The organism is Mesorhizobium opportunistum WSM2075, from assembly GCF_000176035.2.
GTDB classification, from domain to species: domain Bacteria; phylum Pseudomonadota; class Alphaproteobacteria; order Rhizobiales; family Rhizobiaceae; genus Mesorhizobium; species Mesorhizobium opportunistum.
The window spans coordinates 6,304,451-6,324,119 of the sequence record NC_015675.1; the positions used below are offsets into that span (position 1 = coordinate 6,304,451).

Genomic DNA, 19,669 nt, shown 5'->3' on the forward strand with positions numbered 1-19,669 from the left:
CGGCTGCAAAGTTGTAGCAGGGCTTGAGCAATATTGGCGTTTGCGGCTGCGCTCTACGGCCTTGACGCGCGAGTTCGACACGCCTGATTGATTGCCTGGCCTGAATTGCATAGCCCTTTGTCAGCCCAGGTAAGGGAATCGACTCACTGTCGGTCAGGGGCAATTCAGGAGGATCTTGGCCATGAGCGGCCATTAGGCGGGGACCATATTCTCCAGCTTCTGACATCCGCAAATGAGGGTATCGCATTGGCGGTCGAGGGCCGAAGGTCTCTCGGTGGCACCGGCTGCGCCTAAGGAAAACCATACCCAGCAGCCAGGCCGAAGCGCTCTGTCAGTTGGCCTGGTTTTTGCGCTTGAACCGTCCAAGCCGACGGGCGCTTTGCATCTACGGTGTGGATGAAAACCATGCATAGAATCAGTTTTGTCGATCGTACCCGAACCGACATAAGCGACAGCACCTGCGGTGCATCGGCCCGTATCGCTGCTTCAATCGCTGAGGCACGAAACGTCCGAGTCGGGCAACCGCACGCCCGGGAGTCTGAGGCGGCATCGAAGAGTTCAACCAATCGGCGTCGGCGCTCAAGGACGCCGCGACCTGATCAGACATTCGAGAGCGCCGTCCTTTGCGAAAAGATGGAGAAGCCGTTGAAGCTTGCCGGTAAAACCGTTGTCGTAACCGGTGTCTGCTCCGGGGTCGGCGCCGAAGTCGCCCGTCTCGCCCGGTGCGAAGGCGCGCGTCTTATTGGAGTCGATCTGGAGGATCCCGTCGTGATGCTGGACGCGTTCTTTCGCATCGATCAGGGTTCTCCCGAAGAAATTGACGCAGCGCTTACCCAGTTCCCCGAACGCGTCGACGGCCTCGTCAATGCCGCAGGCGTCTCGGGCACGCTGGATCGGGACATTGTCGCACGCGTGAATTATCTCGGGATACGTCATCTGTCACATGCACTTGCCTGCCCAATGCCCGAGGCCTCTTCGATCGTGAATTTCGCCTGCCTGCATGACCCTGAATGGCCCAAGCGGGTTGATCTGCATAAGGAACTTGCCGCTACTCAGAGCTTTACGGATGGACTGGCTTGGCCGGCCGCCAACCCGGTGCCGCAGGAACCTGCTATCGCTATTTCAGGCGCCAGCATTGACTGGATACAACTTGCTGGCGGCCTGATCTTCGCCGCGCTCATGGCATACGCCGCCAGCGAATACCGCCGCCGGGTCATCGCGACCTGACGGCAACTCCATTCGACTTGACGATCGCGAAACGGATGCGATGGCGGACAATTCACAAACGAGCACAAGGAAATCCTTACATGAGATCCTCACCGAAAGAGACCGCCACCGCGGCCATCCCGATTCATCGAGTGCATCCCCCGTCTTTCTGGAAGGGGATGATCCTTGCTGCGACCGTGATCGTCCTCGTACCGAGTAGTCAGGTTTCGGCTAAGGGCAAGGGACAAACCGTTCACCACATAGATCAGGCAGCCTCAGTTGGTTGGGAGAGAAAGAAGATGGAAGAACTTCCGGCGGGAACAAAGTTCAACCACGCTAACAGGGATGGGGTGTGGGGCGGTCGGGGGCAAAGCGGGCACACGGGCGACGCAATTTGGATGACCTCAGAAAACGATGTAAACACGGCGCGCGGCTATGCAGGTAGTTCTGGAAAGTACTTTGTTGTCGAGGCGAAAGAGCCCCTCAAATTAGCGGTCATGGACGAGCAGGGTAATCAAGTGTTCCCCGATGAACTAGGCGCATGGGCTCCCTTGGCGCAGAGATACGGCTTGGATGGAGTGAAGACGGAATATGGAAGCTCGTACGAGGTGATTTTATTTCACAGAAGCAAGATTGCACCTGTGGAAGAACGTGGTTTCGATTAGCACAGACGCCAGCGCACGACGCCATCGAGATAGGTGCCGTCCTCGTTGAGGGGGATGAAGTTTGCGAGTTCGGTCATGGTCTGTGTCCTGAGTGTGTGTTTCCCGACGGGAAAGCCCTTTCGGGCGAAGCCTCCCCGGTCTTTCCGGAGGGATGGCGAGAGCCCGCCCCACGGCGGCGGGCGGGACTGTCAAGTGGCGTGGTGCGGAAGGTGGGGGACCTTCTCGGTCCGCTCGCGGACTGGGGCGGAAAATTTCCACCTTCACGGGCCGCTTGACCGGCCCGGCCGGCGATGCCCCCTCGTCGTCATCACGCAGTGGCGCGCTGCATCGCTTCACGTAGGTATCAAAGCCGTAAGGCTGATTCCTTGAGTAGCTCCGTTGGAAAGCGCGCGGGCGGTGATTGAGGTCAGCTTCCTGTTGCGCACCGCTCCCTTGCTGGAGCCGCCAGCCTTCGCCGCAATATGGACCATACCCGACCGTCGATAGAGGCCTCATGCGAGCTTCTGAAACGCCTTTGGCCAACGGCAGCGCGATGACGCCTTCAAGTGTGGGAAGATCTTAAGCGTATGCCGGCAGGCCGAGAACCGGCTGCCATAATACAGGTCCGTTCAAACGTCCCCTCCAGCGGATGCGCATGAGGCTAGCGTGCGAAACCTCGAGAAAGCCGGCGACCGCCTCCGTGTTGCCCACCGCCTTGGGATGCCCGATGCGCGCCAACGGCCAGGTTGCAAGACGCAGGATCCGTTCCATGCGCGTATCGGTCACTGTCACGATCCGAGTGAGTTCGTTCGACAAGCCGAATTCGATCATGCCCGCGAATAGCTCGTAGGTTGCTTGGGCCAGCCCTCCAGCCTTGGGCGTTGATGCAGGGAGATCGAGTGCGAAACGACTGCTCTCCCAAATGCGGGCACTCGCTGGCGCCGCGGTCTCGCCAAGCAGCATCGGAAACGTGTCGCGCAACATTGTCGGTCCCGTCGTCGGCAACAAACGGACGCAACCGCGAATGCGCCAGTCGGATCCTTTGAGAAGGAGATAGACGGGCCTCAGCCCGTCATATGCGTCTGTTTCCAGTTCCTCTTCGGTCTGAACATCCCAATCCAGCCTTTCCTTGAAAACGCGATGCCTCAGTCCGTACATTTCTTTGAGCTCGCTCGAAAACTCATCGTAGAGCTCAGGTGTGATTAGCTGCATCATTTGTCGCCTCCGTGCAGGATGTGTTCCCGCCATCGAAGAGCAAAGCCGACAATCATGCAGCCTGTAGACCTTTACAGGTATCCGAAGAAAGGAATCAGGATCTCGAATGTCGGGAAGAAGCCAGCCGTGCTACGGCTTGGTTGATGGTTCGCACGCCAAGTTTTGCCTTGGCGTTTTCCAGATGGAAGGTCACGGTGCGTTTCGACACGCTGAGAATCTGGCTGATATCCCAAGCCGACTTTCCATCCGCCGCCCATTTCAAGCATTCGAATTCTCGCGGGGTCAGGATTACGCCATCGACCACGCAATCTTCGGCGAGCCTGCGCCGGGCAAATATATGAAAGCTGATCGCGACCAGCTGCAATGCTTGTTCGTACCGTGACAGTGACCGCAAGAGAGGCGGACGGGACTGGTCGGAAGCCAAGGTCAGCGCAGCAAAGCGGCCGCGATGGTCGTGCATCGACATGGTCAACCCGCAACGAATGCCAAATCGAGCTGCTTCTTCCAGAATTCGTTGCTGTGCAGCCGGGAGATGTTGCCGAGCTAAATCCACACCCCAATCAAAGGTGTCCCAGCCTTGAAGCCCGCGCAGGATCACCGGATCATGCCTGTGGTAGCGCAATTGCATATAGCGCGATGTCCAGGATGGGGGATAATTCGAAATCAAGCGCGGCTTCCGGCCGGAAGCTGACGGGCAACTGAAATAGGCGAAGAGCGGAAAGTCTAACGCGGCTGCGGCAGACGCCATTGTCTCACACAGATCGACAGCATCGACGCTTTCGGAGAGTTGCTCGAGGAAATTTTCAAACACGCGATGCATCTGCGCTTTGCATAAACCTCCGTGCCGTTGCTCGGCGCAGACCTTCGCCTAAATGATTGGCGATCCATTCGACGTTTGCGAGCTGGTCGGCTTAATCGCGGGCATTGCTCTGCTACTGGTCAATGAGCCTGTTGTGCGGCGATGCAGCGCCGCGAGCCTCTAATTTGTTGCACCAATTGGTGACATTCCTATGTTGTCGATAAGCCGTATGTCGCCTAGCCATGCCGCGACAAGCAAGCGTGCCGGTTGGTCAAGGCTCGTCAGCGGTTGCAGATCTGCCTCGCGGCGAAGTTCCAGGTACTCGACTTCGCGATAGCCGGCAGCCAGGATTGCCGCGCGCGCTTCCGCAAGAGTGGGAAGGACAGGAGCGCCGCGCGCAAGCCGATCGGCCACCCCCAGCAAGAGCGCTGCCAATTTTGGGGCAATGGCCCGCTGTGCTGGCGAGAGCCGAAGATTGCGCGAGGACAGTGCAAGACCGTCGGCTTCGCGGATTGTCGGACAGGCCAGGATGGTGATTGGAATGTCCAGGTCGCGGACCATGCGCCTGACCAGCTGAAGCTGCTGAAAGTCCTTTTCGCCAAAACAGGCCAAGTCAGCGCCGGTCTGCAGGAAGAGCTTGGCAACGACCGTCGCCACGCCGTCGAAATGGCCAGGCCGAAAGCTGCCGCACAGGCCCTCGCTGATGCCGGACACCGAAATGCTCGTGGCGAAACCTGGCGGATACACCTCTTCTGCATCCGGCAGATAGAGCAAATGCACGCCCAGCGGCGCCAGCTTTGCAGCATCTTGGTTTTCCGTGCGAGGATAGGCATCAAGGTCGGTGGCACTGTTGAATTGCTTGGGGTTGACGAATAGCGTCACGACTACCCGATCGGCCTTCTGAAGCGCGGCACGCACGAGACTGAGATGACCTTCATGCAAGGCCCCCATGGTCGGTACAAGGGCGACCTTGGCGCCTGAGCGACGCCATCGCGCGGTAACAGCGCGGAGCTCGGCAGTGCTTCGAACGATCGGCACGCTCATGTGACGTCTCCGGCCCTCGCCTCGTGGGTGTAGAGATGTTCCGCCGCCGGAAAGCACCGTCTCCTGACGTCAGCGGCATAAGCCGCAATCGCTGCATCGGCCTGTTCGCCAAGTTCGGCGTAGCGCTTGACGAATTTCGGCCGGAAGGAGCTGAAAAGCCCGAGCATATCGTCGCTCACCAGAATCTGGCCGTCGCAGGCGAGTGAGGCGCCGATGCCGATGGTGGGGACGGCGATCTCCGCAGTGATGCGTTTTGCGAGGGGTTCGGGGACCTTCTCCAGCACCACGGAGAAGGCGCCGGCCTCGGTAACCGCATTGGCATCGCGCCTGATGCGCTCGGCATCTTCTCCCCGCCCCTGGACGCGGTAGCCACCGAACGTATTGACCGCCTGAGGCGTTAAACCGACATGCGCCATGACAGGGATGCCGCGGGCGCAGAGGAAGCGGATGGTCTCGGCCATTTTCTCACCGCCTTCGAGCTTGACAGCCGCACAACCGGTCTGCGCCATCAGGCGCGCAGCGTTGCCGAAGGCCTGCACGGGGCTCTCTTCATAGGAGCCGAATGGCAGGTCAACGACCATCAATGATCGCACCAGACCGCGGCGCACCGCCTGGCCGTGCATGATCATCATGTCGAGAGTGACGCCCAGCGTCGATGAGAGGCCGTGCAATACCATGCCAACGCTGTCGCCAACGAGAACGACGTCGCAGTGTGGATCAACCAATCTGGCTATCGGCGTGGTGTATGCCGTCAGGCAGACGAGTGGAGCCCGGCCCTTCCGCGCTCGGATATCCGGCGGTGTGATCGCCTTTGTCTCACCCGTTGCGCTCAACCGATACGTCCTTCCCTGGCGTTACCCGCCGCGGGTGTCGCGTTTGGCATATTTTTATGCGAGTGCGAAGTGCAAAAAAGAGCGTCCAACTGTCCGGTGTTGACCTTCGTGCAGCAACGCTTAAATTCAATCGATTGATAACCCCGAATTCGGGAACAACTCACCTTCGCAAACATGAACCATCAGGCAAAAGGAACCAGAAAACGCAGAGCCGCGGTCAAGGCCGACGAAGCAAAAGTGGACCTGATCGCCGTTGTCGTCGCCGTAACCGACAGTGATCCCTGTCTTCTCACCATCGGGAACGCGGATACCCTTCCGTCCGGCCCATATGCGCTGGAGCATCGATCGCTGCAATCCGGTCTGAGGGGTTGGGTCGAGCAACAGACCGGCCACCCGCTCGGCTACATCGAGCAGCTCTACACCTTCGCCGATCGGGACCGCATAGGTGCCGAGCGCCAGGAACGCGCCATCTCAATCAGTTATCTCGCACTCACTCGCAAGGAACAGGCAGCGGGCTCCGGTAATTGTGGGTGGCGCAGTTGGTACGAGTATTTGCCTTGGGAGGACCATCGCTCCGGCACGCCGGTCGTGCTCGATATCTTACGACCACGCCTGAGTGAGTGGGCTGAGGGCGCCAGCGACCCCACCACGCGACGCGAACGCCTGCAGCGCGCCGCGATTGCCTTCGGTTTCGACCACCGCAACTGGAATGAGGAACTCACGCTACAACGTTACGAGTTGCTCTACGAATCTGCCCTGATCGAAGAGGCTGGCCGCGGGCGGGACGTCGCGCCCGCGGTGACATCTGGCAAGGCGATGATCGCTGACCATCGACGAATCCTGGCGACGGGCATTGCGCGGCTGCGTTCCAAGATCAAGTACCGGCCGGTAGTGTTCGAGCTCATGAGGCCGTCCTTCACGCTGCTTCAGCTGCAGCGGACCGTGGAGGCCCTCGCCGGGAGGCTTATCAACAAGCCGAATTTCCGCAGGCTTGTTGAGCAGCAAGAGTTGGTCGAGGAAACTGGCGAGACCTCTCTCGAGACGGGCGGGCGACCGGCAAAGCTCTATCGGTTCCGGCATGCCGTCCTCGACGACAGGGCTGTGGCTGGGACAAAATTGCCGCTCGCGCGGGCTTGACATACTTATAGTCAAGGTAGACATATTCCCCTTATTGTCAGATCGAATATAAGCGGAGGCGCTGATGACTGGGGCGTTACCTACGGCTGCGTCCCTGTACGAGCGCGTCCGGCGGGTGATTCCGCCAGTCGAATGGCCGGCGTTTACCAACGACATTGAAGCCATCCTAGCGCTGAAGCGCGATCGAAACGCGGTGATCCTTGCGCACAACTACCAAACGCCGGAGATCTTCCATTGCGTGGCCGACATCGTCGGCGACAGCCTCGCACTGGCCCGCAAGGCGGCCACGGTCGAGGCGCAGGTCATCGTGGTTGCCGGCGTGCATTTCATGGCTGAGACGGCCAAGCTGCTCAATCCGAACAAGATGGTCCTCATTCCGGACCTCGGCGCCGGTTGCTCGCTCGCTGATTCGATCACGGCAGAGGACGTGCGGCTGCTACGGCAGCGCTATCCGGGGGTTCCGGTTGTCACCTACGTCAACACTTCCGCGGCCGTAAAAGCGGAGTCGGACATCTGCTGCACGTCGGGCAACGCCCGGGCGGTGGTGGAATCGCTCGGCGTGCCGCGTGTGATCATGGTGCCCGATGAATATCTGGCGATAAACGTTGCGGCGGACACGGATGTCGAGATCATCGCCTGGAGGGGCCACTGCGAAGTGCATGAGCGCTTCACGTCGGCCGACATCCGGGAATTGCGCGATGCACATCCTGGGGTCATCATTCTCGCCCATCCCGAATGCCCGCCCGAGATTGTCGCACAGGCGGAATTCTCCGGCTCGACTGCGGCCATGTTGGATTATGTCGAGCGGGAGAAACCGGTGCGCGTCGTCCTGCTAACCGAATGTTCGATGAGCGACAATGTCGCGGTCGCGCATCCCGAAATCGAGTTCATTCGGCCTTGCAATCTTTGCCCGCACATGAAGCGCATCACCTTGGCCAACATCCGCGCCGCGCTCGAGGAGAACCGGCATGAGGTTCGGATCGCTGCCGGGATTGCAGGGCGCGCGCGCCGCTCAGTCGAGCGAATGCTTTCCCTATGAGCCTCGACGTTCGTGACATTGGCGGGGCACCGGTGATCATCGGCTCTGGTTTGGCAGGTCTGATGACAGCGCTCCATCTGGCGCCGGAACCGGTTGTGCTTCTATCCAATGCGGAGCTGGGAACCGGAGCCTGCAGCGAGCTCGCCCAAGGCGGTCTTGCGGCAAGTGTCGGCGGCGAGGACAGTCCCGAACTTCATCTTTGTGACACCCTGGCGGCCGGTGACGGCCTCTGCGACGAGGCGACGGTGCGGCGGGTGGTCCGAGCTGCACCTGAAGCGATCAGGACTCTAGAGCGGTTTGGAGTCGCATTCGACCGACGCGCTGACGGTGCGTTGCGGCTCGGGCTTGAGGCGGCGCACTCGCAGCGGCGGATCGTGCATGCGGCGGGCGATGCCACCGGTCGCGAACTGGTGCGCGCGCTGGTCGCGGCAGCACGGCGCACAGCCTCCATCACTGTCCTGGAGAACGTCGAGGCCCGCCGGCTTGTCGTTGAAGACGGGGCGATCATCGCCGTGGTGGCGGCCGGGTGCACGGGCGCAATCGCCTTGCCAACGCGCCGCGCGGTGCTGGCGACCGGCGGCATCGGCGCCTTGTTCAGCGATACGACAAACCCGCCCGGCTCATGCGGACAGGGGCTCGCGCTCGCCGCTTGTGCCGGGGCGGAGTTCGCCGACCTGGAATTCGTGCAGTTCCACCCGACCGCTCTTGAGGGCCCGCGGCGGCCGATGCCGCTGGTGAGCGAAGCGGTGCGTGGCGAGGGTGCTGTGCTCGTCGACGAGCGGGGAGAGCGTTTCCTGGCTGATACCCCAGGGGGCGAGCTTGCGCCTCGCGACGTGGTTGCCCGCGCGGTTTGGCGCCAGCTCGCTCTCGGACGCCGTGTGTTCCTTGACGCCAGGCAATGTCTTGGCCTCAGATTTGACAAGCGCTTTCCGGCGATCGCCGATTTGTGCCGCGAGGCCGGCATCGATCCCGCGACCGAACCGATCCCGGTGCGCCCGGCCGCACATTACCACATGGGCGGTGTTGCAGTAGACGCTGCGGGCCGGAGCTCCATCGACGGACTGTGGGCATGCGGCGAGGTCGCTTGCACGGGTCTGCACGGCGCGAACCGGCTCGCCAGCAACTCGCTTATCGAAGCGATGGTGACGGCGAGCTGGGTTGCTGAAAGCGTCGCCGACGTGTCACACACCCGCCGACCGCGCGTGTGTTCGGCATTCGTGCCTCAACGGCCGGACGCCTCCGGCATCCGTCCAATCGTCTCCGCCGCGCTCGGCATCGTCCGCGATGGCGAGACGCTACGCGACGGGGTGGCGACCCTGTTGCCGATTGCAGCTCACGACAGCGCCGCCTCCGACCCCGCCATGGTCGCGCTGATGATCGCCCTTGCGGCTCTGCGGCGCGAAGAGAGCCGCGGCTCGCACTATCGTTCCGATTTCGCCGGACGCGATGCGGACGTGCGCCTGTCGCGGCTGACACTGCGCAGCGCAATACAGACCGCCGTCGCACTCAGCTGGCGAGCACCGATGCGGAGCACCTGACATGAAGTTCTCACCGCTTCCCTCAACCCTGATCGAACCGATCGTGCGCGGCGCTCTTCTCGAAGACCTGGGCAGATGCGGCGATCTGACCAGCGACGCCGTGATCCCGCGCGATCGCACCGCCACATTAGTGCTGAAGTCGCGACAAACGGGGATCGTTGCCGGCCTCGATCTGGCCGCCTTCGCCTTCATGCTCGTCGAACCTGCGATCGACATGCAAATCTGGCGAGTTGACGGCAGCGATGTCGCGGGGGGCGAAATCATCGCCATGCTGTGCGGACCGGCGCGGGGCCTGCTCACCGCCGAGCGTACGGCGCTCAATTTTCTGTGTCATCTGAGCGGCATTGCCACTGCCACGGCAGCGATGGTCGAAGCCGTGCGCGGCCACAAGGCGAGGATCGTGTGCACGCGAAAGACGACGCCCGGCCTGCGCGCGCTGGAGAAATATGCGGTACGCGTCGGCGGCGGCGCCAATCACCGCTTCGGGCTCGACGACGCCTTCCTGATCAAGGACAACCACATCGCGATCGCCGGCGACATTCGCACGACAATAGAGCGGGCGCGCGCCGCCGCGGGGCACATGGTGAAGATCGAGGTCGAGGTCGAGACCCTTGAGCAGCTCGATACAGCGCTCACGCTGGGAGTCGACGCGGTGCTGCTCGACAATATGTCGGTTGAGGACCTTGCCCGCGCCGTGGCAATGGTCGGCGGCCGCGCCATCACCGAGGCTTCCGGTCGGGTGACACCGAAAATGGCTCCGGCGATTGCTGCCACGGGTGTTGACCTCATCTCGGTCGGTTGGCTGACACACAGCGCGCCCATTCTCGACATCGGCCTGGATATGCCGGCTCGCGGTAATATCAGCACCCATTTGAACTAACGGAGACACAATGAGGAGCAACGCGCTCGGGCTACACGCGTATCAAAGAGGCGCGAAAGAGCACGCTACATGGGTCACCCTTCAATATTTCCGGTGTCCGAATGTTGCGCCGACAGCCTTTCGGAAGGGGCTCGCCACTGGCGGACTGGTGAGTGCGATCGCTGATCAGCAATAGAGGCTTTGACGATGATGACGGGAATGAACGAGGAATGCGACTCGGACTATGCCACGCAGTCGATGCAGGAAGCACTAGCCCGATGGAGCCGCAAAGAGGCCGAGGCTATATACGGCATGCCGTTCAACGATCTGCTCTTCCTGGCCCAGACCATCCATCGCCAGAACTTCGATCGCAACCGGGTGCAGCTGTCGCGGCTGCTCAGCATCAAGACCGGCGGATGCCCGGAGGATTGCGGCTATTGCAGCCAGTCTGCGCATCACCAAACCGGCCTGAAGGCATCGAAGCTGATGGAGGTCAATCATGTGATCGAGGAGGCGACCAAGGCACGAGATGCTGGAGCAACCCGCTATTGCATGGGCGCTGCCTGGCGCAGTCCTAAAGACCGCGACATGGACGCCGTGCTCGCCATGATCGAAGGCGTGAAGGCGCTCGGCATGGAGACCTGCATGACGCTCGGCATGCTCGACTTCAGCCAGGCGCAGCGCCTGAAAGCGGCCGGTCTCGACTACTACAACCACAACATCGACACGTCCGCGCGCTATTACGGCAAGGTCGTTTCGACCAGGACCTTTGCCGACCGTCTGGAAACGCTTGGGCGCGTGCGCGAGGCTGGGATCAAGGTCTGCTGCGGCGGCATTGTCGGGATGGGAGAGGAAAGGGCCGATCGCATCGACATGCTGGTAACGCTGGCGAACCTACCCGAGCCGCCGGAAAGCGTACCAATCAACATGCTGATCCCCATCAGGGGGACACCGCTTGCCGATGCCGACCCCATCGATCCGATCGATTTCATCCGCACGATTGCGCTCGCCCGCGTCATGATGCCGAAGTCCTATGTAAGGCTCTCCGCCGGCAGGACAAGTATGAGCGACGAGACCCAGGCGCTGTGTTTCTTTGCCGGCGCCAATTCCATTTTTGTCGGTGACACGCTGCTGACTGCAGACAATCCCGGAGAGGACAAGGATACGCGTCTATTTAAGCGTCTGGGCATCGAACCGATGCAATGCGAGGCGAAATGAACGAGCCACCGCTCGCCCGCTATGAAGCCACCTTGCAGAGGCTGGCACGCAAGGACCGGCTGCGCGCAATGGCGCCGCGGGTCGGGTTCGACTTCTCGTCCAACGATTATCTCGGGCTTGCCGCCTCAAAGAGGCTTGGCGATGCAGTCGCGGCGGCAATCCAGCGGGGCACCCCGGTCGGCGCTACCGGATCGCGGCTTCTACGCGGCAACGCGCCGGAGCATGAGGCGTTGGAGTCAGACGCTGCCGCCTTCTTCGGTGCCGAGCGGGCGCTGTTCTTCGGCAGCGGCTACATCGCCAACTTCGCCCTGCTAAGCACCCTGGTGAAAAAGGGCGACCTCTTGATCCTCGATGAACTCGCGCACGCCAGCATGCATGAAGGGGCGCGGGCCGGACGCGCCGAGTTCAGGCTGGTGGCGCACAATGACATTGATGCTTTTGAGGATGCGATCCGGCGCTGGCGCGCCGAGGGCGGCATTGGCCGTATCTGGATCGCGGTCGAAAGCCTCTACAGCATGGACGGCGACTGTGCGCCGATGGAGAGCCTGATTGAGCTTGCCGATCGGCACGAGGCCTTCATACTGGTCGACGAGGCACATGCCACCGGGGTCTGGGGACCGGGGGGCCGCGGGCTGGCCGCGTCGTTCGAGGGCCGCGACAACATCATGGCTCTCCATACATGCGGCAAGGCACTCGGTGCATCGGGCGCGCTCGTCACCGGGCCGCGAGTGCTGTGTGAGTATATTGTCAATCGCTGCCGGCCGTTCATCTATGCCACCGCACCATCGCCGCTGATGGCAGTGGCTGCGCGCGAAGCGCTCGCAATGCTGGTCGACGAGCCGATGCGCCGCGTTGAGTTGCACGAGCACGTTGCTTTTGCAAGCCGGCAACTGGCCGAGCATTGCGGAGCCAAGCCCAGCGGTTCGCAGATACAGCCATTTGTCATTGGAGACGTGGCGCGCACCATGGCGATCGCGGCGGCTCTGCAGGCTCGCGGCTTCGACTTACGCGGCATTCGTCCGCCGACGGTGCCGGAGGGTACCTCGCGGCTGCGCATTTCGCTGACGCTCAATGTCGGCGAGGCTGACATTGCGGCGATGGTCGAGACGCTTGCCGAAGTGTTGGCCACGGCATGAGCAAACGCATCGTCGTCACCGGAACCGATACCGGAATTGGCAAAACGGTTTTCGCCGCGGGGCTCGCAGGTCTGCTCGACGGCTTCTACTGGAAGCCGGTGCAATCGGGTCTCGATGAGGAGACCGACAGTGAGGTGGTCGAACGGCTCGCGGGCCTGCCATCTGGGCGCGTGCTGCCGGAAGCCCACCGCTTGAAGAGCCCGCTGTCGCCGCACCGTTCAGCCGAGATCGACGGTGTCTCGATCGAGGCTGCCGATCTTGCATTTCCGGTCCTGCCCACACCGCTGGTGATCGAAGGCGCCGGCGGACTGATGGTGCCGATCAACCGACAGACAAGATTCATTGACATCTTCGCTGAATGGCGGCTGCCGGTGATCCTGTGCGCCCGCACCGAGCTCGGCACCATCAACCACACTCTGCTGTCCATCGAAGCCCTGCGGGCTCGCTCCATCCCGCTGATCGGCGTTGTCTTCATCGGTGAAGAGGCGGCCGATACGCAAAGGACAATCACCGAGTTCGGCGCGGTGCGTCGGCTCGGCAGACTGCCGCACCTGGCTCCACTCACGCGCGAAACTCTGCGAGAGGCGATGGTTGCCGGCTTCGACCTCGCCCAGATTGCCGGAGGCGAATGATGTCGCGGTCGCGCGTCTGGCATCCATTCACCCAGCATGCGATCGAGCCGCCCATCCCGTCGATCGTCAGCACCGACGGAGCTTGGCTACAGACGAATGACGGACGGCGTATCCTTGATGCAATCTCCTCCTGGTGGGTGGTCACACACGGCCACCGCCAGCCACGGATCATGGAAGCGATCCGGATCGCGACCGGGATGCTTGACCAGGTGATCTTCGCCGGCCTCACCCATCAGCCGGCAGAGCAATTGGCCTCGGCGCTGATCGAAATGGTACCGCCAGGCCTCGACTGGGTCTTTTATTCCGACAGCGGCTCCACGAGCGTTGAAGTCGCGCTGAAGATGGCACTCGGCTATTTCCGCAACATAGGCGCGCCGCGCTCGCGCATCATCGCCATGGAACACAGCTATCATGGCGACACGATCGGCACGATGAGCGTCGGCGCCCGGGGCGTGTTCAATGCCGCCTACGAACCGCTATTGTTCGAGGTCGACACCATTCCTTTTCCGGCCGCGGGGCGCGAGCAGGAAACGCTGGATCGTTTCGAGACCCTGTCTCTTGACCGCCGCGCCGCCGCGCTCATCATCGAGCCGCTCGTGCTTGGCGCCGGCGGCATGCTGATGTATCCGGCCTGGGTGCTGGCGGAATTGAAGCGGATCGCTGAAGCGTCCGGCACGCTCTTGATCGCCGACGAAGTGATGACCGGCTGGGGGCGCACCGGAACCATATTCGCCTGCGAGCAGGCATCGATCTCACCGGACATATTGTGCACCTCGAAGGGCTTGACTGGCGGCGCCGTCCCGCTGGCAGCCACGCTCGCCAGCGATGCCATCTTCCAGGCCCACTATTGCGTGGACCGAAAGAAGACCTTTTTCCACTCAAGTTCCTACACCGCCAATCCGATCGCCTGCGCGGCCGCACTTGCCAATGTCGAGGTCTGGCGATGCGAGCCGGTCGCCGAGCGGATTGCGGCCTTAAGTGCGAGACAGGCCGCTGGCCTGCAACGCTTCCAAAACAATCCCTTCTTCACCGAGAGCCGAGCGAACGGCACGATCCTAGCTCTCGATCTGCGCACCGGCTCGGCCGGATATCTGGCGGAGATCGGGCCGAAACTGCGCGCTTTTTTCCTCGAGCGTGGCATGCTGGTGCGCCCGCTCGGAAATGTCCTCTATCTTTTGCCGCCCTATTGCATCACCGGCGACGAACTGGACGGGCTCTATGACGCCATAGAGGAGGCCGGCGAATGCTTCGGTTCGCGATCATGAACCGGTCGTCGCGCATCGTCGGCTTCGGTCATCACGCGCCGGCGCGCAAGGTCGAGAACGCGGAAATCGAAGGTCGTCTCGGGCTCGAACCCGGCTGGATCGAGCGGCGCACCGGGATACGGTCGCGCTTCTGGGCAACGGGCGAAGACACATTATCGAGCCTTGCCGCGCGCGCCGGCGACATGGCGCTGGCGAATGCCGGTGTCGAGCGTGACGATATCGGCCTGCTGTTGCTGGCGACGTCCACGCCCGACCATCTACTGCCGCCGAGCGCGCCGCTGGTGGCCCACCGGCTGGGACTCGACCGCGCCGGTGCGGTTGACCTGACGGGCGCCTGCGCCGGCTTCATCTATGCCTTGATGTTGGCGGATGGGTTCACCCGCCTCCATGGCAAAGCGAGCTTGGTGATTGCCGCCAATATCCTCAGCCGCCGGATCAATCCGGCCGAGCGCGCAAGCGCGGTGCTGTTTGCGGATGCCGCCGGCGCGGTGGTGGTTGCCCCGTGCAAAGAGCCGGACCGAGGCATTCTCGGCGCGGCGCTGGCCTCGGACGGCTCGCGCTACGGGCTGATCCAGATTCCCGCCGGCGGAAGCAACACGCCGTTTCATGGCGAGCTGGACCTCGAGCAAACCCGGATGACCATCAGTGACGGGCGTGAAGTGTTCGCCAGGGCTGTAGAGATGATGACTGACTGCTCGAGAGGTGCGCTCGGGGCCGCCCAAATGCCGCCGCACCAGATCGATCGTTTCGTGCCGCACCAGGCCAATGCCCGCATCTTCGATGCGGTCGGCAGGAATCTGGGCATAGCGGATGATGCAATTATCAAGACGATTGCCGACTACGGCAACTCTTCGGCCGCGACGATCCCGCTCTCGCTCTCGCTTTCGCATCGGGTGCAGCCGTTTCGGCCAGGCGAAAAGATTCTTCTTGCGGCGGCCGGTGCCGGTCTCAGCGGAGGCGCACTCGTCATAGGAATTTAGCCGTACGCGGTCATGCACAGGATCCGTCACCGATGACACGAACGAACGGGCGCACGAAAAAATGGTCGCCGGCAAGCTTCATGGGCGCTGGCGTGGTCAGGCCAGAGCGATCAAAGTTGCAGACGATTCTGTCGATCAGCACGATCGGCAATGCTGTCTTTCCGGGTTGTCGGCGCCAGCATGGGAGAGCGGAGCCAGCAGAGTTCATCACCCCTCCTCACCTCGACGAAGTCCTCCTGGTCGATAAGTCCGGCCCTTCTGGTCCATAGATCAATATTGTAGCGGCAGCACCGGCAGCCGAGAATTGAACAAGCGGCCCCTCGAAGGCAATGATCATGCAGTCCGAAAACAATACCCATCTGCCTGCCTCAGCAACGCTCGCTCCCTTTCGAAACCCGGTGTTTCGCTCGATCTGGACCGCCACACAAATTTCCAGCCTGGGCTGGCTCGTGCAAACGGTGGCCATCAGTTGGCTGATGGCCACTATTTCCGCTTCGGACCTGATGGTTGCGCTCGTGCAGGCTGCATCCACCTTGCCGGTGTTCCTCCTCTCAATCGTTGCCGGAGCCATTGCCGACAATTTCAGCCGCCGATGGGTGATGTTTGCGGGGCACTGCCTGATAGCATTGGCTTCAACGACGCTGATGATATCCGTGGGTCTGGGATTTGCCAGTCCATGGCTAATTCTCGCATTGGGTTTCCTGGCCGGCTGCGGCTTTGCCTTGAATGATCCGGCCTGGCACGCATCTGTTGGCGATATCCTTCACAAAAGGGACATCCCGGCCGCGGTCACCCTGATGTCCGTAGGATACAACATTGTGCGCAGCGTTGGTCCGGCTTTGGGGGGCGTGGTCTTGGCATTTCTTGGACCGCTTGCCGCTTTCGCCTTGGCAGCGCTGAGTGATCTGGCGCCGCTAACCGCGATATGGCGCACACGATGGAACGTTCGCACTTCCCCTCTCCCTCGTGAACGCATGACGATGGCAATTCACGACGGAGTGCGCTTCACTGTGATGTCCCTGGAGATCAGGGCAGCGATTGCCCGTGCAACCCTTTTCGGCCTGGCAAGCATCTCCATCCTTGCATTGCTGCCTCTATTTGTCCGGGACCAGCTGAAGAGCGGCCCGATTATCTACGGCATCTTGCTGGCCGGCTTCGGGATGGGTGCTTTCATTGCGGGCATGAGCAATAGCTTTCTAAGGCGGATCACGTCTCAAAACAGGCTGGTGTCCTTCGCCTCCGTCGCTTGTGCGGCATGTTGCCTTTCGCTTGCACTCACATCATCGGTCCCCGTGGCGGCCGTTTCGCTGGCACTTGGCGGCGCGGGTTGGCTCATCACCTGGACTGGGATCGACGTGTCGGTGCAACTGGCAAGCCCCAGATGGGTGGTCGGCCGCACATTGTCGATCTACTACGCCTTGAGCGCAGGCGGGATGGCGGCTGGCAGCTGGATCTGGGGTACTGTCGCACAGAACTACTCCTTAGGCTGGGCTTTGGAGGGCGCCGCAGGCGCTCTGTTGCTGGTTGCGGCTGCGGGAATGCTGTTTCCCGTCGGTCCATGGGAGGAAACGGATCAGGAAAGTTCGGATTTTCGCCCGCCGGAGCTGGCACTCGACTTGAAGCCCAGAAGTGGACCCATAGTGGTCAAGGTGGAGTATCGGATACCCGAAGAGAATATCGAGACCTTTCTGGGCTACATGCGCGCCAGGCGGCATGTTCAGAGCCGTGCCGGTGCGCGAAACTGGACACTGCAGCGCAATCTTCAAACGCCTTCGATTTGGACAGAGACATTCCGCACGCCAACCTGGATGGACTTTCTACGCCTGAATCATCGGCTCACGGCAGCGGATAAGGAAATCGGTGATCATCTCCTGTCACTGCATGATGGGGAGGATTCTCCTCACACAGTGCTTTCCATCGAACGCACGACTGAGGCCGCGCGTACCCGTTCCCCAACACTCTTTTCTCGCCCTCCGAGGTGACGTGAGCACAAAACGAGCGGATCGGAGCAGACGACTTGAGGCACAGTTCCCGAGGAACAAGGGCGCATTCACCCGTTATTGCAGCGCCCTTTGGGCGGCTTGCCTTTCGCGATGTTCGAACGCGTCAGCGAAGCTATCGAGTTCTTGGTGGGTCATCCCAAGCGCCCGCCCCTCCTCACGCCATGTGGAGACCGCCCTCTCGACTTCTGCGAGGATGGTCTTTGCTCGATCGGTCTTGATCCGGAAATAAGCAATGACGGACATCAACGCGTCGATCTTCGCTTCAGGCCCGGTTTCCTCCGATATCCAGGTTTTCAGGTCTCGCACACGCTCGGGGAATGGGTTGATGTCGAAGGCAGGCGCCAAGCGCCATTGCCCGCGATCCACATGGATAAAGCCGTGATTGTGGAGGTGGTCATCGACATTGGTGATAAGGATTGAGAAGGCGATACGCCGCCAAAGCTCTTCTATGTCGGCGGCTGGCTGGCTGCCGTGCCGACGAAGCATATCGACGAGTTCAGTATAGCTATGCTCGCCAGCGTCCCCTGACTCCGCGCCGATCATGGTGGCGGCGGAGACATACATGAGTCGATTTCCGTTCGGGGTCCGGTCGAAGCGCCGGATGAGCGCGACAGGAGCGCCGTCGCTGTCGATCAAACGTGTTTCAGCAGCCTCTACGCCGGCTTTTCTGGCCAGAATCATGGCGAGCACCTCGCCTTTTGTGACAGATCGATCATCGGCAACGCTCGGAAACTTACCGATAGCGAGGCGTCCGTCATCGTCGACGACACAGCATTTCGGGCGAAGGCCCCCTAGGGACGTGCCACGTCCACGCAAATAGGCGAGATCCGTCGCCGTCTCGGTGTTGGTCTCGACGGCGTGCGTAGCTGCGAGGAGTTGACCGATCTCGATGAGGGGCGGCGTGGTGCGTCGACCCTCTTCCGCCGCTCTTTGGTAGCGCCCTTCTTCGTCCTTCAACCGCAACGCACCAATGCGGCTCATGTCGTCCACCGCCAAGAGGTAATCCATCGCATTCAGAGGCCGAGTTTCCGCGACATTTCCCGCCCGGCGCGCCTCTTGGCGACGCTTGGCGTGGTCGCGCTGGATGACACGCCGACCCCATCCGTCCGGCTCAGTGTCGGCGATCGCGTTGTGGAACACGGATCCGTCGCCGCTCTTTCGATGGAATTGAGGGCCAGTGACGAGTGGCAGACCGGGTTCGATCGAGAATCCGTCCGCTGCTTTCAGCCAGCTCGCATCGTATTCAAAAGCAGCGCTCTCGCGCGAACCCTGCTGATCATAGCGCAACGTGCCCAGTGGCGTCGCTTCCTCGTCGAGGTGAACAGCAATAGAACGTCTCATGTTGCACCGGTCGACTTCCGCACCCTTACCCTTTTGGGCAAACGTTCGGCGTCGAGGAGCAGGCCTTGTTCGTCGCGCTGGGTGTCGACGATTTTAGTCAGAGCGTCGTCAAAACCCAGAACAAAAAAGGACATGGCATAAGCCCCCATAGCAACTGTCGGGTCTCCTTTTTCGATCTTCAGATAGGTGCTCTTTGCGATGCCGAGTCGTTCCGCCATCATCATTACGGTCAAACTGCGCTTTTTACGGGCGAGCGCGATGTCGGCGCCCAGCTTGCCGAGCGCCCGCTTGACTTTGGGAGGCAATGTGTCGGTCACCGTCGAGCGCATTTTTGTCTCATAAAAACGACCTTAACTAGTTTTAGGTCTTTTATATAAGTCCGAATTCGGGATTTGTCGAGAGTTGGCCAGACTGTACCCGCCCCCCAAAAGATATCGTCCTGCACCAGATGCGCCAATCTCGTGAGCATACATCACCCGATCCCCATTCGGCGTTAGGTGAGCTGCGGACGATGCGCATGTGCCGGTGCGAACCGAGCGGGCCATGCTTGGCTCAATTCCAGATTGCTCGCCCTGAGCGGGCACGCTGTCGTGACCTTTCATCGCGAACAAAAGCTGTCGGCATCGAAGATGTCGACCCCTTATGCGACTAGACGAACCGCGGAAGTTCGGCCGACCTGGCAGAGCAACACGCGTGTCACGTTTAAGACTTGGACGGGCCAGGAGACCGAAATCGGACCACTTAAGACCTCATAAGGTCTACTCAAATTTCTTTCCACCT

General features: G+C 61.3%; 19 protein-coding genes. 12 read left to right on the top strand and 7 right to left on the bottom strand.

The window, feature by feature from the left end; translation table 11 throughout:
- The first annotated feature begins 645 nt into the window (after window positions 1–645).
- Both MESOP_RS30380 and MESOP_RS30385 read left to right on the top strand, forming a co-directional pair.
- Window positions 646–1,227 carry an SDR family NAD(P)-dependent oxidoreductase gene (locus MESOP_RS30380; protein WP_013897109.1) on the top strand — a complete coding sequence of 194 codons (582 nt, stop codon included), beginning with the start codon at window positions 646–648 and terminating at the stop codon, window positions 1,225–1,227.
- A gap of 80 nt (window positions 1,228–1,307) precedes the next feature.
- Entirely contained in the window at window positions 1,308–1,871 is a 564-nt protein-coding gene (locus tag MESOP_RS30385) for a hypothetical protein (protein ID WP_224688065.1), read from the top strand.
- Window positions 1,872–2,429: 558 nt separating this feature from the next.
- Here the strand turns inward: MESOP_RS30385 and MESOP_RS30390 are convergent.
- From MESOP_RS30390 to panB, 4 genes are all read right to left on the bottom strand, one after another.
- A complete protein-coding gene (locus MESOP_RS30390; protein WP_013533316.1) occupies window positions 2,430–3,065 on the bottom strand; it encodes an acyl-homoserine-lactone synthase in 636 nt (211 codons plus the stop codon).
- A gap of 94 nt (window positions 3,066–3,159) precedes the next feature.
- Window positions 3,160–3,885 carry a LuxR family transcriptional regulator gene (locus tag MESOP_RS30395; RefSeq protein WP_013533317.1) on the bottom strand — a complete coding sequence of 242 codons (726 nt, stop codon included), beginning with the start codon at window positions 3,883–3,885 and terminating at the stop codon, window positions 3,160–3,162.
- Between the two features lie 159 nt (window positions 3,886–4,044).
- On the bottom strand, window positions 4,045–4,908 hold the full coding sequence (gene panC, locus MESOP_RS30400) for a pantoate--beta-alanine ligase (protein ID WP_013533318.1): 864 nt from the start codon (window positions 4,906–4,908) through the stop codon (window positions 4,045–4,047).
- Window positions 4,905–5,741 (bottom strand): 3-methyl-2-oxobutanoate hydroxymethyltransferase, encoded by an 837-nt coding sequence (gene panB, locus MESOP_RS30405; RefSeq protein WP_013533319.1) that lies wholly within the window; start codon window positions 5,739–5,741, stop codon window positions 4,905–4,907. The genes panC and panB overlap by 4 nt, the downstream gene beginning before the upstream one ends.
- Window positions 5,742–5,915: 174 nt before the next feature.
- Between panB and MESOP_RS30410 the strand changes: the two genes are divergently transcribed.
- From MESOP_RS30410 to MESOP_RS30450, 9 genes are all read left to right on the top strand, one after another.
- Complete coding sequence (locus MESOP_RS30410) at window positions 5,916–6,878, top strand: NUDIX hydrolase (protein WP_013533320.1); 963 nt, start codon at window positions 5,916–5,918, stop codon at window positions 6,876–6,878.
- A 64-nt stretch (window positions 6,879–6,942) separates the two neighbouring features.
- Window positions 6,943–7,917, top strand: coding sequence for a quinolinate synthase NadA (gene nadA / locus MESOP_RS30415; protein ID WP_013533321.1), 975 nt, complete (start codon window positions 6,943–6,945; stop codon window positions 7,915–7,917).
- Window positions 7,914–9,455 (top strand): L-aspartate oxidase, encoded by a 1,542-nt coding sequence (locus MESOP_RS30420; RefSeq protein WP_013533322.1) that lies wholly within the window; start codon window positions 7,914–7,916, stop codon window positions 9,453–9,455. Before nadA ends, MESOP_RS30420 begins: the two co-directional genes overlap by 4 nt.
- Before the next feature lies 1 nt (window position 9,456).
- A complete protein-coding gene (gene nadC / locus MESOP_RS30425; RefSeq protein ID WP_013533323.1) occupies window positions 9,457–10,335 on the top strand; it encodes a carboxylating nicotinate-nucleotide diphosphorylase in 879 nt (292 codons plus the stop codon).
- A gap of 186 nt (window positions 10,336–10,521) precedes the next feature.
- Entirely contained in the window at window positions 10,522–11,532 is a 1,011-nt protein-coding gene (gene bioB / locus MESOP_RS30430) for a biotin synthase BioB (protein ID WP_013533324.1), read from the top strand.
- The gene (locus MESOP_RS30435; protein WP_013533325.1) at window positions 11,529–12,668 is read left to right on the top strand and encodes an 8-amino-7-oxononanoate synthase; all 1,140 of its coding nucleotides are present in this window, start codon (window positions 11,529–11,531) and stop codon (window positions 12,666–12,668) included. Before bioB ends, MESOP_RS30435 begins: the two co-directional genes overlap by 4 nt.
- Window positions 12,665–13,300 carry a dethiobiotin synthase gene (gene bioD, locus MESOP_RS30440; RefSeq protein ID WP_013533326.1) on the top strand — a complete coding sequence of 212 codons (636 nt, stop codon included), beginning with the start codon at window positions 12,665–12,667 and terminating at the stop codon, window positions 13,298–13,300. Before MESOP_RS30435 ends, bioD begins: the two co-directional genes overlap by 4 nt.
- A complete protein-coding gene (locus tag MESOP_RS30445; protein WP_013533327.1) occupies window positions 13,300–14,565 on the top strand; it encodes an adenosylmethionine--8-amino-7-oxononanoate transaminase in 1,266 nt (421 codons plus the stop codon). The genes bioD and MESOP_RS30445 overlap by 1 nt, the downstream gene beginning before the upstream one ends.
- Window positions 14,562–15,545: a beta-ketoacyl-ACP synthase III gene (locus tag MESOP_RS30450; protein WP_172832176.1), complete on the top strand. Its 984-nt coding sequence runs from the start codon at window positions 14,562–14,564 to the stop codon at window positions 15,543–15,545. The genes MESOP_RS30445 and MESOP_RS30450 overlap by 4 nt, the downstream gene beginning before the upstream one ends.
- A 10-nt stretch (window positions 15,546–15,555) precedes the next feature.
- On the opposite strand, the gene MESOP_RS35885 is transcribed toward MESOP_RS30450, so the two are convergent.
- Window positions 15,556–15,696 (bottom strand): hypothetical protein, encoded by a 141-nt coding sequence (locus MESOP_RS35885; protein WP_155767326.1) that lies wholly within the window; start codon window positions 15,694–15,696, stop codon window positions 15,556–15,558.
- Between the two features lie 184 nt (window positions 15,697–15,880).
- On the opposite strand from MESOP_RS35885, the gene MESOP_RS30455 reads away from it, so the two are divergent.
- Window positions 15,881–17,527 (top strand): MFS transporter, encoded by a 1,647-nt coding sequence (locus MESOP_RS30455; RefSeq protein ID WP_013533329.1) that lies wholly within the window; start codon window positions 15,881–15,883, stop codon window positions 17,525–17,527.
- Between the two features lie 75 nt (window positions 17,528–17,602).
- On the opposite strand, the gene MESOP_RS30460 is transcribed toward MESOP_RS30455, so the two are convergent.
- Window positions 17,603–18,889 (bottom strand): type II toxin-antitoxin system HipA family toxin, encoded by a 1,287-nt coding sequence (locus MESOP_RS30460; RefSeq protein WP_013533330.1) that lies wholly within the window; start codon window positions 18,887–18,889, stop codon window positions 17,603–17,605.
- The gene (locus tag MESOP_RS30465) at window positions 18,886–19,218 is read right to left on the bottom strand and encodes a helix-turn-helix domain-containing protein (protein WP_013533331.1); all 333 of its coding nucleotides are present in this window, start codon (window positions 19,216–19,218) and stop codon (window positions 18,886–18,888) included. Before MESOP_RS30465 ends, MESOP_RS30460 begins: the two co-directional genes overlap by 4 nt.
- Between the last annotated feature and the right edge of the window lie 451 nt (window positions 19,219–19,669).

Excerpts from the sequence above, each read along its gene's own strand:
- MESOP_RS30385 (WP_224688065.1), top strand. The coding sequence starts at position 1,308 with ATGAGATCCTCACCGAAAGAGACCGCCACCGCGGCCATCCCGATTCAT.
- MESOP_RS30390 (WP_013533316.1), bottom strand. The coding sequence starts at position 3,065 with ATGATGCAGCTAATCACACCTGAGCTCTACGATGAGTTTTCGAGCGAG.
- MESOP_RS30395 (WP_013533317.1), bottom strand. The coding sequence starts at position 3,885 with ATGCATCGCGTGTTTGAAAATTTCCTCGAGCAACTCTCCGAAAGCGTC.
- panC (WP_013533318.1), bottom strand. The coding sequence starts at position 4,908 with ATGAGCGTGCCGATCGTTCGAAGCACTGCCGAGCTCCGCGCTGTTACC.
- MESOP_RS30410 (WP_013533320.1), top strand. The coding sequence starts at position 5,916 with ATGAACCATCAGGCAAAAGGAACCAGAAAACGCAGAGCCGCGGTCAAG.
- nadA (WP_013533321.1), top strand. The coding sequence starts at position 6,943 with ATGACTGGGGCGTTACCTACGGCTGCGTCCCTGTACGAGCGCGTCCGG.
- MESOP_RS30420 (WP_013533322.1), top strand. The coding sequence starts at position 7,914 with ATGAGCCTCGACGTTCGTGACATTGGCGGGGCACCGGTGATCATCGGC.
- nadC (WP_013533323.1), top strand. The coding sequence starts at position 9,457 with ATGAAGTTCTCACCGCTTCCCTCAACCCTGATCGAACCGATCGTGCGC.
- bioB (WP_013533324.1), top strand. The coding sequence starts at position 10,522 with ATGATGACGGGAATGAACGAGGAATGCGACTCGGACTATGCCACGCAG.
- MESOP_RS30435 (WP_013533325.1), top strand. The coding sequence starts at position 11,529 with ATGAACGAGCCACCGCTCGCCCGCTATGAAGCCACCTTGCAGAGGCTG.
- bioD (WP_013533326.1), top strand. The coding sequence starts at position 12,665 with ATGAGCAAACGCATCGTCGTCACCGGAACCGATACCGGAATTGGCAAA.
- MESOP_RS30445 (WP_013533327.1), top strand. The coding sequence starts at position 13,300 with ATGTCGCGGTCGCGCGTCTGGCATCCATTCACCCAGCATGCGATCGAG.
- MESOP_RS30450 (WP_172832176.1), top strand. The coding sequence starts at position 14,562 with ATGAACCGGTCGTCGCGCATCGTCGGCTTCGGTCATCACGCGCCGGCG.
- MESOP_RS30455 (WP_013533329.1), top strand. The coding sequence starts at position 15,881 with ATGCAGTCCGAAAACAATACCCATCTGCCTGCCTCAGCAACGCTCGCT.
- MESOP_RS30460 (WP_013533330.1), bottom strand. The coding sequence starts at position 18,889 with ATGAGACGTTCTATTGCTGTTCACCTCGACGAGGAAGCGACGCCACTG.
- MESOP_RS30465 (WP_013533331.1), bottom strand. The coding sequence starts at position 19,218 with ATGCGCTCGACGGTGACCGACACATTGCCTCCCAAAGTCAAGCGGGCG.